Below are 16,651 nucleotides of genomic sequence, written 5' to 3' on the forward strand. Positions count from 1 at the left end.
CCCTGGTCGCGCCGCGAGAACGCCTCCCCGCGCGATCGGCCGCCGGACTGCCAGACGCGCAGGAGCGTAGATCAAGGACGCCCGGAGAGGGGGTGTTTCTACGCGCGGGCAGGAAGGAGCGTTGTCCGGCGGCCCGGGAGCGGCCTCATGAGGAGGGACGGACGCCCGCCGCCCTGGGCAGCCGCTGCCCGAAGACGCCTGCCAGGAGCTCCCCTGCCCCGTAGTAACAGAGATAGCCGGCCAGCACGAACTTGAGAGGCACCGCCGACGCGGGCAAGAGCAGCAGGACGAGGCCGGCGAGCGTCGAGCCAGCGCCCACGACGAAGAGCCACCTCGACTCCACCATTCCCTTGAGCACGATCGACGCCGCGACGCGCAGCGCGCCGGAGATGAACGCAAAGAACCCCACGAGGACCACGAACATCTCGACCACGTAACCGCGACGAAGCACGACGAGGCCCAGAAGGAGGCTCGCCACGCCGCGCACGCGGGAGAGGAGGCGTCGGATGGGCGGCTCCCGCAACGCGCCGACGAGCGACAGGGCGCCATCGACGAGCGCGTAGGCAGCGAAGGCCAGGACGAGCAGGCGCCACCCCGCGGAGGAACCCTGACCGACGGAGATCGTCAGCGCGCCGGCGCCCACCGAGAGCGCGAGGGCGCCTTGCGCGATGAGGATCCACCGGGAGCGCTCCGGGCGCGTCGGCTTCGGGAAGATCGTCCTCGCGGCGGAGAGGGCCGCGGCGACCGGGCTCTTCGTCGCCGGACGTGCGCGATCGGGCTTCGCGTCCGGGAGCACGAGGGGCATCCCGCGCTCGACGGCGCGACCGTCTTTCCACTCCAGATAGCGGACATGTCCGTCCGGAGAGATGCGAAGGAACGAGTTGAGAGGCCCGGCCCATGAACCGCTGTTGAAATACCAGTCACCGATAGCGCCTGCCTTGTGGGTGTGCCCGAGGACAGCCACGTCGTAGGCGCCCGTGTCGAGCTCCGCGCGGACCCCGACCACGTGCTCGCCGAGCCGGTCCGGGTTCTGCGCCGGCGTCAATGCCCCGGGGGGGGACGGGTCCCCCTCGGTCGCGCGCTGGCTCATCGTCGCCAGGGTGCGTTTCCAGATCGTCAGTATCGAGTCGCCGAACTGCTCGAGGACGTCCTCCACGCTCTCGCCGCCCTTGAGGAGAGGAGAGCCGTTCTCGTCCTCGGCGACGCCGGCCAGGATGGAGAACATGCGGCCGAAGCCAGGCTCGTCCCCGGCGTTGAACGGATCGGTCTCGTGCCCATGGCAGAAGCGGAACCGCTTGCCGCCGAGCGCTCGGGTGAACGGCGCGCGCATGCACGCGAAGAAGGGGTGCTTGAGGAGGTCCGTGTCGATGAAGTGCACGAGATCGACGTCATGGTTGCCGGGTACGTAGACGAGCCTCAGCGCGGCGAGCTGGTCGAGGAGCGCTCGCCGCTTCACGAACAGGAGGCTGAGGTTCATCTGCCAGAGCTCGAAGAGGTCGCCGAGGATGAAGAGCTCGCCTCCTTCGCTGCCCACGTGGTCGAGGAATGCACGCAGCTGCGACGTCTTCTTGCCTGCCTCGAAGTTGTCGCGCGCGCCGCCGTCGCCGATGTGCAGATCGCTGATGACGAAGATATCCCTGGCTGCGACATCCAGCATTGCCCTGCTCCAGGGTCGAGCGATCCCGCCATGAGAGGCGGCCGCGTCCCCCACCCCACGCGCGTCGCAAGCCGCGTGCCGTGACGGTTCGCAGGCGGGCGAGCGCCGGTCGAGCGGATGGCTCAGCCGGCAGCGACTCGCCCGCCGGCTCGCGGCCGCTCGGCGTGCGCGAGCGCCCCCGGGCGGTCACTCGCAGAGGGCGGTATCGACGAGGTCGAGGACGTCCATGTACGCCTGCTCGGCGCCCTCTTCGCCGAACACGAAGTACGGGAGAACGGTGATCGCCACGGTGACGACGCGGCCGCCCTCGGTGACGCCGCCGCGGGTGTGGTAGCCCGGGATGTCGCCGCCGTGGCCCCAGACGAGGCCGCCGCAGCTCAGCGGGGTGCTGATCACGCCGAGCCCGTACCGGGCGCCGGGCCACATGGCGGGGGCGTCGACCGTGGTGCGGAGCTCCTCGAGCTGCGCGGGCTCGAGGAGATCGCCGCCGAAGAGGGCGGTGTAGAAGCGGTTGAGATCGCTCGGGGTCGCGATCACCTGGCCGGCGGCCCATCCCCATCCCGGGTCGAGCTCGGTGATATCTTGCAGCGGCTCGCCGGGCACGTCCGTGTGGTAGCCCTTTGGATGGCACCCGCGGATGCCCTGCTCGCCGACGCCCGGGAGGTAGGTGTTGCGCAGCCCGATGCGCTCGATGATCCGGCGCGTGATCTCCTCGTTCAGAGGGCGGCCGGTGACCTTCTCGATGATCATGCCGGCAAGAACGTAGTTGGTGTTGCTGTACGCCCATTCGCTGCCGGGCGTCTTCCCCGGCTGCGCGAGCCCCATGTCGAGCAGCGCGTGGGGATCGAGGTAGGTGTGCTGGAGCTTGAAGACGCCCTCGGCCAGGAGCACATCGTCGTAGTCGGGCAGCCCGCTCGTGTGCTGCAGCAGCTGCCGCACGGTGATCTCGCGGCCGTCGATGCCGTCGCCGCGCACGAGGTCCGGCAGGTAGGTCTCGATCGGCGCGTCGAGGTCGACATCGCCCTCGCCGACGAGCTGCAGGACGACCACGGCGGTGAAGGTCTTGCTGCTGCTGCCGATGCGCAGTTGCCCGTCGACAGGCACCTTCGCCTCGGTCTCCAGATCGCCGACACCTGAGGTGTAGTGACGGGTCTGCCCGTCGCGATCTCCGACGGCGACCAGGACGGCGGGGAACTTGAGGTCGCCCACCAGATGATCGGCGCCTTGCTGCACCGGATCGTCGGGATCGGTGTTGGCGCCGCTCGTGGAACCATCGGTGCACTCGCCCGACGGATCACCTCCGCCGCCGCTGCCGGCGTCCTGGCCGCCGCTGCCGGCGTCCTCGCCGCCGCTGCCGGAATCCTCGCCGCCGCTGCCGGAATCCTCGCCGCCGCTGCCGGCGTCTTGGCCCCCGCTGCCGGCGTCTCCACCCACACCGGCACCGCCGCCCGTGTTCTCCGGCGTCCCACCGGCGTCGGAGCAGCCCGCGAGCAGGGCCGAGGACCCGAGCAGCGCCGAGACGAGGACCATCGAGAAGACGTTTCGCAAGCTCACCTCTGCTGCGCTGGCAGCCCGGGTTCTCGGAGAAGTGAAATGACGGTGCAGAGATCTCATGATCGGCTCCTGGTCGCGTGCGGGCGCCCTCGGTTCACCGCCGCGAGCCGGCGGCTTGCGCCGCCGGGCATCGCCGCGTTCATCGGACAGCGCCGCTCTTTTTCGTAACGCTGTTCCCGGACTCGTGAGGTTCGTTCATGCCTCCTGCGAGTCTGTCGCAAGAACTCATTCTCTGGATCGTGCCGACGCGGCGGTCGTGACCACCGGCGCGGGGGCGCGCCCGGGGCTCACTCGCACAGCGCGGCGTCGGCGAGCGCGAGGACGTTGGCGTACGCGGCGTAGGCCTCCTCGCGGGTGTGGACGCTCGGCACGGCCGAGGGCAGCGCCGTGACGGCGACGGTGACGGCGCGGCCGTCCTCGGTGACGCCGCCGCTGGTCTCGTAGCCGAAGATGTCGCCGCCGTGACCCCAGAGGACGCCGCCGCAGCGCAGCGGGCTGCTGCTCAGGCCGAGCCCGTACCGGTAGCCGGGCCACATGCTGGAAGCGTCGACGGTCGCGCGCATCTCCTCGAGCTGCGCCGCGTCGAGGAGCTCGCCGCCGAGCAGGGCCGAGAAGAAGCGGTTCACGTCGCTCGGCGTGGAGACGATGTTTCCGGCGGCGCCCGCCTGGGACGGGTCGAGCTCGGTGACGTCGCGCAGCGGCTCACCGAGCGCCGCGTGATAGCCCTTCGGGTGGCACCCCCGGATGCCCTGCTCGCCGACGTCGGGGATATACGTGTTGCGCAGCCCGATGCGATCGATGACCCGGCGCGAGATCTCCTCCGCCAGAGGGCGGCCGGTGACCTTCTCGACGATCAAGCCGGCGACGATGTAGTTGGTGTTGCTGTACGCCCATTCGGCGCCAGGGGTCTTCCCCGGCTGCGTCAGCGCCAGGTCGAGCAGGGCGCGGGGCTGGAAGTAGGTGTGCAGGACCTCGAAGACGTCGTCGCCCAGGGCCAGCCCGACGTAATCGGGCAGGCCGCTCGTGTGCTGCAGCAGCTGCCGCACCGTGATCTCGCGGCCGTCGATGCCATCGCCGCGGACGAGATCCGGCAGGTACGTCTCGATCGGCGCGTCGAGGTCGACCTTGCCCTCGCCGACGAGCTGCAGGACGACCACCGCGGTGAAGGGTTTGCTGTTGCTCCCGATGCGCACCTGCCCGTCGACAGGCACGCTCGCACCGGTCTCCAGGTCGCCGACACCGGCGGTGTAGTGACGAGTCTGCCCTTCGCGATCACGGACCGCGACCAGGACGGCGGGGAACTTGTCGTCGCGCACCAGGCGGTCCGCGCCCTGCTGCACGACGTCGTCGGGATCCGTGTTGGCGTGGAGGGAGGGATCGCCGGTGCACTCACCTGACGGGTTTCCTCCGCCTCCGTCTCCACCGCTGCCGGCGTCTTCGCCGCCACCGCCGCTCTCGTCTCCACCCGCACCGCCGGCGCCACTGCCGCCCGCGCCGCTCGCGGCGTCCGGCGTCGCCGGCGCCCCGCTGCCGTCGGAGCAGCCCGCGAGCAGGGCTGAAGACCCGAGCAGCGCCGAGACGAGCACCCTCGAGAGCACGCTTCGCAGGCGCATGGCTGCTGCGCGGGCGACCGGTGTTCTCGGGGAAGCGAAGCGATGGTGTGGAAAGTTCATGATCGGCTCCTGGTCGTGTGCCGGCGCCGTCGAATCACCGTCGCGGACCGGCGGCTCACGCCCCCGGGCATCGCCACGTTGCTCGAAGAGCGCCGCTCGATTTCGGAGCTCTGTTCCCGGCCTCGTGAGGTTCGTTCACGTCCGGAGACGAAATTTCTCTTCAGGATGCCGTCGATAGCGGGTGATGGACGTTGGAACGCCCTCCGCGCCATGGCGCATCACCACGGCAGGTTCCCCATCGACCTCGCCGCAGCACAAGGACTTCGGCGGCGCGGCAGGCTGCGCGGCGCGGCAGGCTGCGCGCCGCTTACGGCGACGACGCGCGAGCCCCCTCGGGGGTGAGGGTGTCGAGCAATAACTCGCTCAAGCCGCTCATCCAGCCGATGTAGCGAGACTCATCACGAATACTGGAGTCACCCCTCTGCCTTCGTCGCGACCTGGGCGAACGGGTCTCGGTAAACCTCGTCGACCGACAGAGCGCACCCGATCGCCTCGAGGTGCACGCCCTCTCCAGCGCGGGCCTCCCGGAGCGTCCACGAGTCGTCCTCGTTGCGGTGAAACACCTCGATGCGCTGCTCGTGCCGCGTTACGAGCACGTACTCCCGGAGCGAGGGGATCCGCCGGTAGTGCGCGAACTTCTGCCCACGGTCGTAGGCCTCCGAGCTCTCGGAGAGGACCTCGACCAGGACGATCGGGTTGAGCACTGCGTCGTTGTCCGCGAGATCGCGCTCGAGCCTCCCGCAGACGACGCTGACGTCAGGGTACGTGGCGAGCCCGGTCGCCTGCACGCGGACGCGCAGATCGGCGGAGTAGACCGCGCAGGGCCGCCCGCGGAGCTGCGCCCGGAGCTCCGCGATCACGTTCGCGCACAGGCGCGCGTGCTCCGGCGTCCCGCCGGCCATCGCGAAGATCTCGCCGTTCAGGAACTCGTGCTTCGTCGGGCTCGCCCGCTCCTGCTCGAGATACTCGGCGTATGTCGAGACGATCTTGCGCGCCGGCTCGTTCATGGTCCGGCAGTATGCCACGCCAGCGCGTCACGACCCTATCCTCGGCGCCATGCCCACGATCCAGAGCACCGCCGAGATCGACGCCGCCTCCGACGAGCTCTTCGCGCTGTCCCAGGACTACGATCTCCGGCTCGAGTGGGATCCGTTTCTCCGCGAGATGCGCTACAGCGACGGCGCGACCGAGCCCGCCATCGGCGTGCGGGTGTGGGTGCGGGCGAAGAACGGGCTGTCCATGGAGGCCCGTTACATCACCCTGAACCCGCCGGAGCAGGTGGCCATCACGATGGTCGATGGACCGCGGATCTTCCGCCAGTTCTCGGGCGCATGGCTCTTCAAGGCGCTGTCGCCGCGGCGGACCCGCGTCACCTTCCGCTACAACTTCACCGCGCGCCCGCAGGCCCTCGCCCCGGTGCTGGAGCCGGTGATGGCGGCCGTGCTGAAGCGCGACATCGAGCAGCGCCTCGCCGGGCTCAAGCAGAGCGCCGAGACGACGGACATCCTTCAGCGGCTGCCGAGGCGCGGCCCGGCAGCCGTCTGACGGGCTGCAGGCCGCGCCGCAGGAGCTCAGCGCGAGCCGCGCTCCGTGGAGCCGCTCACCGCGAGGCCGCGCGCGTCCGGCGACGAGCGCCCGCGAGCGCGAGCCCGAGCCCCGCGAGCGCGAAGGCGAGCCCGCCGCCCTGCCGCCCCTCGCCGCCGACCCGGCACCCGCAGCCGCCGTCGTCCTCCGCGTCTGGCCCGGACGCCGCGCCGCCGCTGCCCGCATCCGCGCCGCCACCGCCATCCCCACCCCCGCCGGTCCCGCCGGCGCCCGCGTCGGGGCCGGGCGGCACCGCGCAGGCGTGCGCCTCGAGGTCGCAGGCCTCGCCGTCATCGCAGTCCGCATCGCTCACGCACGCGACGCACGCCGGCGTCCCCTCCACGAGGGCACAGCGCGGCGCCGCCGCGCTGCACGGGCTGCAGGAAGGCCCGCAGAAGGCGTCGACGACGCACGGCGCACACAGCGCGGCGTCGTTGCAGTAGGAGCCCGGCTCGCAGCCGTTGTTTCCGCTCTGGCCGACGAACTCGCGGCCGCACTGCGCACAGGCGTCCTCGTCCGACGCGGAGGCGTCGCCCGCCACGCTCCGATGGAACGCCGCAGGCTCGAGGATCGTGAAGCCGGACCCGGCGAGGTTCGGGCTGCCGACCTGGCCGGCATTGAGCTGAAAATCCTGGAACTCGCCTACCAGGAGCGACACCTCGAGCTCTGAATGCTCGACGATCGCGGCATAGAGGATCTCGACGGGGTACAGGCCCTCCTCGGCGAACGTGACGGTATTCGTCATTCGCCAGCTGGGCGCGCCGAGCGCGGGTGGCTGCACCAGCACCGGATAGGCGGCCTGCGCCGAGTCGTAGATCACGAGGGCCACGGCGTCGTCGGCGTAAATGCCAAAGTGGACAGGCTGCTCGACGTAGTCGGACGGCACGGCCAGGTACCCGCGCAGGCGCATGCCGAACGCCACGTCGGGCTCGTTCGCGACGAAGTCGCACCCTCCTGCCGGGCAGTCGGAGACAGCGTCCAGAAAATCGCCGAAGCTCGCCCCGCTCCCGGCGTCGTACTTGTTCGAGAGATCGAGCGGTGTGCGCACCACGGAGCTCACGAGTTCTTCCTGCCCCGCGTCGAAGAACGTGCTCATCTTCTCGATGAAGTCCGCGCTGTCGCCCGTTGAAACCCAGAAGTCGACATCTGGCTCGGACGATAATCTTTGCGCGCCGCACAGGCCCGTTCCTCCCTCGGCGGGGAGCGGAGCCACAGGACCGCCTTCGATGATCACTGGCTCGGCGTTCGCGGAGACCGGTGCTCCCAGCGCCGTGGAGAGGGCGAGCACGAAAGAGATCGTCAGCTTGGGACGTCGGTGGAACATGGTTGCTCCTGGCAAGGAAAACCGCGCAACTACGCGGCCGCTCGCATGCGACCCGCGGCGCACGGCACGTCACGTCACGTCATCCCGCGCTCGTAACGCGGAGCCCGGAAATCCCCTTTGCGGGCAAGATCCCGACGGCGAGCAGCGGAGTGTCCGCCCTCGCCGTTCCACTCGCCGGCGCGCGCGCCGCGCCCGGCCCTCATCCGCCGAGGTGCGCGAGCGCCTCCCGCGACGCGCCGGCTCCGGGGTGGCGCAGGCGCGCCCGCAGCGCCGCCGCCTCGGCGAGCAGCTCCCGCCCTCGCGCGCGCTCCTCGCCGCGCGCCGCCGCCGCGCGCGCCACGCCCGCCCAGTGCAGCGCGTCCGCCCTCGCCCAGGCGTCCTCACCCGCCCACGCCACCGACGAGTCGGCGAGCGCCGTCGCGGACGCCGCCGCCCCCGCGCCGCGGGCCAGCGCGCACCGCGCGGCGACGACCGCGAGCCGGGCGCGGAACGGGCCGAACCCGCACGCCTCCGCGACATGCAGCCCCTCCAGCGCCTGCCGCGCGCCGTCGTCGAGCCGGCCAGCGGCGAGCGCGATGCGCGCCGCGAGCTCGTGGCACCGCAGCGCGACCTCCACCTCGCCCGTCGCGGCAGCCCAGCGGCGCGCCTCGACGAGGTGCGCCTCGGCCGTCGCGACGTCGCCGTCGCCGCCCTCGCCGCCGTCCAGCAGCGCGAGGCCGAGCAGCGTGTGGCCGTGCGCGACGTGCCCCTCCCATCCCCTCCGCCTGCACTCGGCGATGTTCCGCTCCGTGGCCTCGCGCGCCTCGCCGCGGCGCCCGAGCGCGAGCGCGTGCTCCGCCTCCCAGAGCGCGCGGCGCGCCACCGGCGCGTCGCCCAGCGCCCGCAGGCGCGCGAAGCGCTCGCCCGCCGCGTCGACCTCGCCGAGGTCGTGCAGCACCGCGGCGAGCAGCGCCAGCGCACGCACGGCGTGGACCTGGTCCGCGGCGCGACGGGCGCTCCCCGCGGCGCCGCCGGCGATCTCGGCCGACCGCTCGAGCAGGCGGCGCGCGCCGGTCAGGTCGCCCCGCAGCCGCTCCGTGTACGCGAGCGTGCGCAGGCCGGTCGCGATCGGGGCCGGGTCGGCGAGCGCCCCGGCGATCTCGTTGTGCGCCTCGTAGCAGGCGCAGGCGAACGCGAGATCCCCGAGCGCGCCCGCGTAGAGCCCCGCGTCGTACGCGAGCGACGCGCGCACCCGCGCGGGCAGCGAGGCCGGCATGCCGCGGGGGTCGTCGCCGCCGGCGAACGCGCGCAGGATGCGGGCGCCGCGGGCCATGTCGCCGAGCTTGAGCCCGAGGTGCGCGAAGCCGCCGAGGGCGAGCGCGTAGATCTCGTACGCCTCGCCCGCCCGCCCGGCGCCGAGCAGCTCGGTCAGGATGGCCTCGTACGCGTCGACGGCCTCGCGTTCCCGCGGCGCCCGGCGCGGCGCCTCGTCGAGGCGCGGCGGCGCGGCGCTCCCCGCGGCGTGGACGCGCTCCGGCGGCACGCCGAGCAGCGACTTGAAGTGCTGCCGCACGAAGGGGTGCGTCGAGTAGCAGCGCTCGCCCGGGCGCGCCGCGAACACGAGCCCCAGCCGCTCGAGCCGGGCGAGCCCGCGCGCGAGCTCCGCGGCGCCCCACCCCGCCATGGCGCCCGCGATCTCGCCGCCGGCCCGGATCAGCTGGAGCAGCGCCTCCTCGCCCGCGCCGCCGGGGAACACCGAGAGGCGCGCGAGCAGGTCCCGCTCGCCCGGCGGCAGCGCGCGCGCGTAGGCCGACAGCACCGAGCTCAGGCGGCGGGCGAGGACGTCGTCCTGCTCGGCCTCGGCGAGGTGCGCCGCCTGCGCCGCGGAGAGCCGCCCCGCGTCGCCGCCGAGGAACGCGCCCACGTAGGAGCCGACGACGGCGACCGAGAGCGCGTGCCCTCCCGTCGTCTCGAACAGCGCCCCGAGGGCGCCGTCGTCGCCGCGGATGCCCCAGCGGCGCAGGAGCGACGCGGCGTCGCCCTCGCAGAGCGGCTCGGGCCGGATCGTCGCGAGCCCGCCCTCGGCCCAGGCGGACAGATCCGCGAGCGCGAAGCGCGACGTGACGAGCGCCCGCGCGCCGCCGAGCCCGGACGCGATCGCGCAGAGCAGCCGCCGGAGGAGCGCGTCGTGGAGCTCGCCGTGCGCGCGCCCTGCGCCCCCCTCGGCCTGCACGGTCTCGAGCCCGTCGAGCACGAGCAGGTGCGGCGGCCCCTGCCCCAGCGCCTCCTTCAGCCGCGCGAGCTGCTCTCCGGGCGCCGCCTGAGGCCGCGGCGCCGCCAGGCCCGAGGCGCCCGCGCCCGGCGCGAAGTAGGCCGCCGCCTGGTCGAGGAACGCCTCGCTCCTGGGGTCGTCGTAGAAGCTCCAGACGAGCACCCCGCCAGGCCGCGGGGCGTCGCCGAGCCCCTGGAGGAAGCGCTCGGCGATCGCGGTCTTGCCCGCCCCGCCGACGCCGAGGAGCGCGATCACCCGGGGGCACGGCGGCGAGCCGTCGGCCCACGCGGCGAGCCGATCGACGATCTCGGCGCGCCCGACGAAGTGCCGCGCTCGCTGGAGCGTGTGCGCGTGCAGCGGGCGCCACGCCGGGGCGGCTCCCTGCGACGGCGCGGGCGCGCCGGCGGGCGCCTTCTCGCCTGCCTCCTCGTCGGACGCCCTCCCCGCCCCCGCGAGCGCCCTCTCCTCCCCCGCGAGCGCCTCCCCCGCCTCGTCGGGCGCCTCCACGGCCTGGCTCGCCGCACCCGCTTCCTCTGCGGCGCGATCCGCCGGCGCGGCATCGGCCTCGGCCTCGACGACGAGCAGCTCCGCCTCGGCGAGGCCGAGCTCGGCGCCGAGCCGCTCGATGATGCGCCGCCGGGACGGGCTCCGGACCGAGAAGCCGAGCCGCGGATCGTTGACGGCGCCCGACTCGTAGCGGCGGTAGGTCCGCACGTCGACGCCGATCGACGCGGCGACCTGCTCCTGCGTCAGGTCGAGATCGAGCCGCGCCCGCTGGAGGAGCGTGTGGTTGAAGCGGACCGCGGGCTCCGCGCTGCGGCCCGCCCTGGAGACCCGTGCCATCGGTGCGAGCGCTCGATCATCGGCGATGCGGCGCTCTCCTGTCCACCGCGCTGCCCGGTCCTGCCCGGTCCTGCCCGGGTCCCGCCCTTCCGGATCCGGTCCGCCCGGACCCACGCTTCACGCATGAGCACCCTGCACGCCGAACGGACCGCCCAGTGCACCGACTACACCGACGATCTCCGCATCTTCACGGTGACGAACGTCCTGTCGCCCGAGGAGTGCGAGGGCTTCATCGCGCTCGCCGAGGCGCGAGGCTTCGAGCAGGCGCCGATCGGGGGCGGCGAGGTGATCAACCTCGAGGTGCGCAGGAACGGCCGCGTCATGATCGACGATCCGGGCCTCGCCGCGAGCCTCTGGGAGCGGCTCGCGCCGTGGATGCCGCCGAGCTTCGGCCTCCACCGCGCCGTCGGGCTGAACGAGCGCTTCCGCTACTATCGCTACACCGAGGGCGAATATTTCAACTGGCACGGCGACGGGTCGTTCGTGCGATCCGACGGCGAGCGGAGCCTGTTCACCGCGATGGTCTACCTGAACGACGACTTCGAGGGCGGCACGACCGATTTCTGGGGCGGCCGGAGCATCGCCCCGCGGCGCGGGATGGCGCTCCTGTTCGAGCACCGCCGGCTCCACCGCGGCGCCGCCGTGACTCGGGGGAGCAAGTACGTCCTCCGCAGCGACGTGATGTACCGGCGCGGGTGATGCCAGCGCCGCGCGTGCGCCGGCGCTCGGCGCCTCAGCGCCGCGCCGCGGTCACGCCGGCGCAGAGCGCCTCGGCGAGGCGCGGCAGCACCTCGCCGGCGCGGGCCTCGATCTTCAGCGCGCCGAGCTCCTCGCCGCGCGCGGAGCCGAGGTTGATCATGGCGATCGGGATGCCTCGCTGCGCGGCGCGCAGCACGAAGCGGTAGCCCGAGAAGACCGCCAGCGACGAGCCGACGACGAGGAGCGCGTCCGCCGCGTCCACGAGCGCGAACGCCGCGTCGACGATCGGCCGGGCCACGTTCTCGCCGAAGAAGACGACGCGCGGCTTGAGCGGCCCCTCGCAGCGGAGGCACGGCGGCGCACGGAAGCCCGCCACGTGCTCGGCGGGCAGGTCGGCGTCGCCGTCGGGGGCGACGTCGGCCGCGAGGCGCAGCCAGCCGGGGTTCTGGGCGAGGAGCCGCTCCTGGAGGGCGGCGCGCCGCTCCATCGCGCCGCACGCGAGGCAGGCGACCTCGGAGAGCGTCCCGTGCAGCTCGATGACGCGGCGGCTGCCCGCGGCCTGGTGGAGGCCGTCGACGTTCTGCGTGATGAGGCCATCGAGCTGCCCGCCGTCCTCCAGCCGCGCGAGGGCGCGGTGGGCAGGGTTCGGCTCGGCCCTGGAGAAACGCTCCCAGCCGATCACGGCGCGCGCCCAGTAGCGCTGCCGGATCTCGGCCGAGCGGGAGAACTCCCGCCCCTGGATCGGGTTCCGCGCGCGGCGCCGCGTCTCGGGCCCTCGATAATCGGGGATGCCGGACTCGGTGCTGCACCCCGCGCCCGTCAGCGCCACGATCCTCTTGCCGCGCAGGAGCGCGACGAGGTCGTCGAGCGGATCGGCCGGAAGCGCTTCGCTGAGCGGCATAGGCCCGGGTTGTGGCCCGCCGCAGCGCGCACCGCCAGGCCAGCGTGTGTCGACCGCGCGACCACGCAACCGCGCATGCAACCGAGCAACGGAGCTCCCCCACAACATCTCGCTTGACCGGCTCACTGCACCACCATATGTAGTGCCCGTGTTGGTGCCTCGGGCTTCGGCTCGGGGCTCAAAAGGGAACCCGGTGTGAATCCGGGGCTGCCCCGCAGCGGTAAGCGAGAACGATCTCCACGACGAGCACTGGCCCTCGGGCTGGGAAGCGGTGGACCGTAGGAATCCGGCGAGAGCCGGAGCGCTCGTGAGCCCGAAGACCTGCCAACATCCTGCGCTGGGGAGACATCCGGCGCCGGTTTGACCTGGAAGCCTCGAGGGAGGCGGGTAGGTCCGAGCTGGCGCAGACTCTCGCGCTTGTCCCGGTTCCGACCCCCTCCCGCGCTGTCTTCCTTTCGCCCGCGGGGGCGAGCGGTCGGTCCGAGGGCTCCTCCAAAGAGCCTGGCGCACCCGTGCGCATCGGCTGGCCTCTTCGCTCTCGCGGCATCGACGCGAGCGGTCCGGGACCGCTCGGAACGAGCACGACGAGGAGGATGCCATGCTGAACGAACCGTTGGTGAAGAGCAACGGCGCGGCGCCGTTGCGCGCGCTCCACGCACTCCACGCACCCCAGGCGCCCGCCATGACGAGCGCCGGCGCGGAGGAGGCGCCCCCGCACACGACGATGCGGGTGAAGAAGAGGAACGGGTCGAGCGAGCCCGTGGACGTCAACAAGATCGTCCGGGCGGTGAGCCGCTCGTGCGCGGCCCTGTCCGACGTGGACGCGCTCCGCGTCGCGACAAAGACCATCAGCGGCCTCTACGACGGCGCGACGACGCGCGAGCTCGATCAGCTCTCCATCCAGACGGCGGCGTCGCTCATCGCGGATGAGCCCCAGTACGCGAAGCTCGCGGCGCGCCTGCTCGCCACGTACATCGACAAGGAAGTCCGCAATCAGGAGATCCATGCCTTCTCGCAGTCCATCGCCGTGGGGCGGCGGCTGGGCCTCATCAACGATCGGCTCCACGGCTTCGTGGCGCAGAACGCCCGCAAGCTGAACGACGCCATCGAGCCGAGGCGCGATCACGAGCTCGAGTACTTCGGCCTGCGGACCCTCTACGACCGCTACCTGCTGAAGCACCCCGAGACGCGCCTCGTCATCGAGACGCCGCAGCAGTTCTTCCTGCGCATCGCGTGCGCGCTCTCCGAGACGGCGGCGCAGGCGACCGAGCTCTACCGGCTCTTCTCGTCGCTCGATTACCTGCCGAGCTCACCGACGATGTTCAACTCCGGGACGAGCCACGAGCAGCTCTCGAGCTGCTTTCTGCTCGACTCGCCGGACGATCACCTCGAGACCATCTACCAGCGCTACACCGACGTCGCGATGCTCTCGAAGTTCTCGGGCGGCATCGGGCTCGCCTACCACCGGGTGCGCTCGCGCGGCTCGCTCATCGAGAGCACCAACGGGCACTCCAGCGGGATCGTGCCGTGGCTCAAGACGCTCGACGCGTCCGTCGCGGCCGTGAACCAGGGCGGCAAGCGCAAGGGCGCCTGCTGCGTCTACCTCGAGCCGTGGCACGCCGACGTCGAGGAGTTCCTCTCGCTGCGCGACAACACGGGCGACGAGGCCGCGCGCACGCACAACCTGAACCTCGCGAGCTGGGTCCCGGACCTCTTCATGAAGCGGGTCGAGGCCGACGGCGAATGGAGCCTGTTCGACCCGAAGGACGCGCGCGATCTCCCCGATCTCTACGGTGAGGAGTTCGATCGTCGGTACGTCGAGGCCGAGCGGGCGGGCCTCGCCAAGAAGACGATGAAGGCCCGCGAGCTCTACGCGCGGATGATGCGCACGCTCGCGCAGACCGGCAACGGCTGGATGACGTTCAAGGACAAGTCGAACCGCGCCTGCAACCAGACGGCGCTGCCGGGCCGGATCGTCCACCTCTCGAACCTCTGCACCGAGATCCTGGAGGTGACCTCGAACGAGGAGTCGGCCGTCTGCAACCTGGGCTCGATCAACCTCGCTCGCCACACGGTCACGCTGGCGGACGGCGCGATTGCGTTCGACTTCGAGAAGCTCGCGCGCACGGTGCGGACCGCGGTCCGCCAGCTCGACCGCGTCATCGACCTCAACTACTACCCCATCCCCTCGACGAGGCGATCGAACCTCCGCTGGCGGCCTGTCGGGCTCGGGCTCATGGGCCTTCAGGACGTGTTCTTCCAGATGCGCCTGCCCTTCGACGCCCCGGCGGCGCGGGAGCTCTCCAGGCGGATCTCGGAGGAGGTGTATTACCACGCGCTCACGACGTCCGCGGACCTCGCGGCGGAGAAGGGGCGGCACCCGGCGTTCGACGAGACGCGCGCCGCGCGCGGAGAGCTCCAGTTCGACGCGTGGAACGTCGTCCCGGAGGACGCGGCGCGCTGGGAGGCGCTCCGCGCGCGCGTCCAGGCCGAGGGGCTCAGGAACTCGCTGCTCGTCGCCATCGCGCCGACGGCCACCATCGCGTCGATCGCGGGCTGCTACGAGTGCATCGAGCCGCAGGTGTCCAACCTCTTCAAGCGCGAGACGCTCTCGGGGGACTTCCTGCAGATGAACCGCTACCTGGTCGCGGAGCTCAAGCGGCTCGGCGCCTGGAACGACGCGGTGCGCGCCCGGCTCAAGCTCGCGGAGGGCTCGGTCCAGGGCATGGACGAGCTGCCCGAGGAGCTCCGCGCCGTGTACCGGACGGCGTGGGAGATCCCGATGCGCTCGCTCATCGACATGGCCGCGGATCGCGGGGCCTTCATCGATCAGAGCCAGTCGCTGAACCTCTTCATCGAGAACCCCACCATCGGTCAGCTCTCAAGCATGTACTTCCACGCATGGAAGAAGGGGCTCAAGACGACGTACTACCTACGATCGCGCCCCGCGACGCGCATCACCAAGGCCACGGTGGAGGCGCCGCCGGAGCGGACGCCCGGGGATGACGCCGCGCCGCGCGGCGAGGGCGGCTGGGTGTCCGCGCCGCCTGCGAAGGCGGCCGCGGACGTGGCGTGCGCGCTCGAGAACCCCGAGGCCTGCGAGGCCTGCCAGTGAGCCGCGTCAGCCGTCCCGCGCGCCTCCTCGATCCGGGCCAGTGCCTCACCCTGCGCCCGATGGCCTATCCGGCCTTCTTCGAGATGTACCGCTCCGCCATCAAGAACACGTGGACCGTGGAGGAGGTCGACTTCTCCACGGACGTGGGCGACCTGCGGAAGATGACCGACGCGGAGCGGCACCTCGTGCAGCGCCTCGTCGCGTTCTTCGCCACGGGGGACTCCATCGTGGCGAACAACCTCGTGCTCAACCTGTACAGGCACATCAACGCCCCGGAGGCGCGGATGTACCTGTCACGACAGCTCTACGAAGAGGCGCTCCACGTCCAGTTCTATCTGACGCTCCTCGACACGTACATCCCCGATCCCGAGGACCGTCACCGCGCCTTCGCGGCCGTCGAGAACATCCCCTCGATCCGCCAGAAGGCCGATTTCTGCATGCGGTGGCTCGATTCCGTCGAGTCGCTCGGGCGGCTGGAGTCGCGCGCCGAGCGGCGGCGGTTCCTCCTGAACCTCATCTGCTTCGCCGCGTGCGTCGAGGGGCTCTTCTTCTTCGGCGCGTTCGCGTACGTGTACTTCCTGCGCTCGCGCGGCCTGCTCCACGGGCTCGCTGCGGGAACGAGCTGGGTCTTCCGCGACGAGAGCGCGCACATGCGCTTCGCCTTCGAGGTCGTGAGCACGGCGCGGCGCGAGGAGCCCGAGCTCTTCGACGCCGGGCTCTCGCGGTCGATCCTCGACATGATGGATGAGGCGATCGCCTGCGAGGCCCGGTTCGCCGAGGATCTCCTCGGCGCCGGCGTGGCGGGCATGTCGGCGCGCGACGTGCGCAGCTACCTGGAGTTCTGCGCCGACCAGCGGCTCGCCACGCTCGGCATGCCGAAGCGCTACGGGGCGAAGAACCCGTTCTCGTTCATGGATCTGCAAGACGTCCAGGAGGTCACGAACTTCTTCGAGCGCCGCGTCTCCGCGTACCAGGTCGGCGTCTCCGGGGAGGTCGTCCTCGACGCCGCGTTCTGACGCCGATCGACCGACGCACCGCCCGCGGGGCCGA

11 protein-coding genes and 1 riboswitch are annotated in these 16,651 nt (G+C 72.0%); of the genes, 4 read left to right on the forward strand and 7 right to left on the reverse strand.

The genetic code is table 11. From position 1 onward, the window contains the following. Window positions 1–145: 145 nt before the first annotated feature. The 4 genes from WME97_RS21225 to WME97_RS21240 all read right to left on the reverse strand — a co-directional run bounded on the left by WME97_RS21225 (window position 146) and on the right by WME97_RS21240 (window position 5,891). Complete coding sequence (locus tag WME97_RS21225; RefSeq protein WP_437554374.1) at window positions 146–1,657, reverse strand: metallophosphoesterase; 1,512 nt, start codon at window positions 1,655–1,657, stop codon at window positions 146–148. Between the two features lie 186 nt (window positions 1,658–1,843). Further along, the gene (locus WME97_RS21230) at window positions 1,844–3,271 is read right to left on the reverse strand and encodes a serine hydrolase domain-containing protein (RefSeq protein WP_437554375.1); all 1,428 of its coding nucleotides are present in this window, start codon (window positions 3,269–3,271) and stop codon (window positions 1,844–1,846) included. A 227-nt stretch (window positions 3,272–3,498) separates the two neighbouring features. After that, entirely contained in the window at window positions 3,499–4,824 is a 1,326-nt protein-coding gene (locus WME97_RS21235; protein ID WP_437554377.1) for a serine hydrolase domain-containing protein, read from the reverse strand. Between the two features lie 473 nt (window positions 4,825–5,297). After that, window positions 5,298–5,891, reverse strand: coding sequence for a Uma2 family endonuclease (locus WME97_RS21240; protein ID WP_437554379.1), 594 nt, complete (start codon window positions 5,889–5,891; stop codon window positions 5,298–5,300). Window positions 5,892–5,940: 49 nt separating this feature from the next. Between WME97_RS21240 and WME97_RS21245 the strand changes: the two genes are divergently transcribed. Then, a complete protein-coding gene (locus tag WME97_RS21245; protein WP_437554381.1) occupies window positions 5,941–6,429 on the forward strand; it encodes a type II toxin-antitoxin system RatA family toxin in 489 nt (162 codons plus the stop codon). A 55-nt stretch (window positions 6,430–6,484) separates the two neighbouring features. On the opposite strand, the gene traA is transcribed toward WME97_RS21245, so the two are convergent. After that, complete coding sequence (gene traA, locus WME97_RS21250) at window positions 6,485–7,792, reverse strand: outer membrane exchange protein TraA family protein (RefSeq protein WP_437554383.1); 1,308 nt, start codon at window positions 7,790–7,792, stop codon at window positions 6,485–6,487. A 199-nt stretch (window positions 7,793–7,991) separates the two neighbouring features. Then, on the reverse strand, window positions 7,992–10,886 hold the full coding sequence (locus WME97_RS21255) for a helix-turn-helix domain-containing protein (protein WP_437554385.1): 2,895 nt from the start codon (window positions 10,884–10,886) through the stop codon (window positions 7,992–7,994). A 123-nt stretch (window positions 10,887–11,009) separates the two neighbouring features. Here WME97_RS21255 and WME97_RS21260 point away from each other — a divergent pair, with 123 nt between their 5' ends. Then, on the forward strand, window positions 11,010–11,585 hold the full coding sequence (locus WME97_RS21260; RefSeq protein WP_437554387.1) for a prolyl hydroxylase family protein: 576 nt from the start codon (window positions 11,010–11,012) through the stop codon (window positions 11,583–11,585). Between the two features lie 34 nt (window positions 11,586–11,619). On the opposite strand, the gene WME97_RS21265 is transcribed toward WME97_RS21260, so the two are convergent. Further along, the gene (locus tag WME97_RS21265; protein WP_437554388.1) at window positions 11,620–12,486 is read right to left on the reverse strand and encodes an NAD-dependent protein deacetylase; all 867 of its coding nucleotides are present in this window, start codon (window positions 12,484–12,486) and stop codon (window positions 11,620–11,622) included. A gap of 135 nt (window positions 12,487–12,621) precedes the next feature. Beyond that, window positions 12,622–12,829: riboswitch (cobalamin riboswitch) on the forward strand. 255 nt (window positions 12,830–13,084) lie between these two features. On the opposite strand from WME97_RS21265, the gene WME97_RS21270 reads away from it, so the two are divergent. Then, window positions 13,085–15,601 carry a ribonucleoside-diphosphate reductase subunit alpha gene (locus WME97_RS21270; RefSeq protein ID WP_437554390.1) on the forward strand — a complete coding sequence of 839 codons (2,517 nt, stop codon included), beginning with the start codon at window positions 13,085–13,087 and terminating at the stop codon, window positions 15,599–15,601. A 59-nt stretch (window positions 15,602–15,660) separates the two neighbouring features. Continuing rightward, window positions 15,661–16,617, forward strand: a complete 957-nt coding sequence (locus tag WME97_RS21275) for a ribonucleotide-diphosphate reductase subunit beta (protein ID WP_437555444.1) — start codon at window positions 15,661–15,663, stop codon at window positions 16,615–16,617. The last annotated feature ends 34 nt before the right edge of the window (window positions 16,618–16,651 follow it).

It is taken from the genome of Sorangium sp. So ce367 (assembly GCF_051520455.1).
GTDB classification, from domain to species: domain Bacteria; phylum Myxococcota_A; class Polyangia; order Polyangiales; family Polyangiaceae; genus Sorangium; species Sorangium cellulosum_B.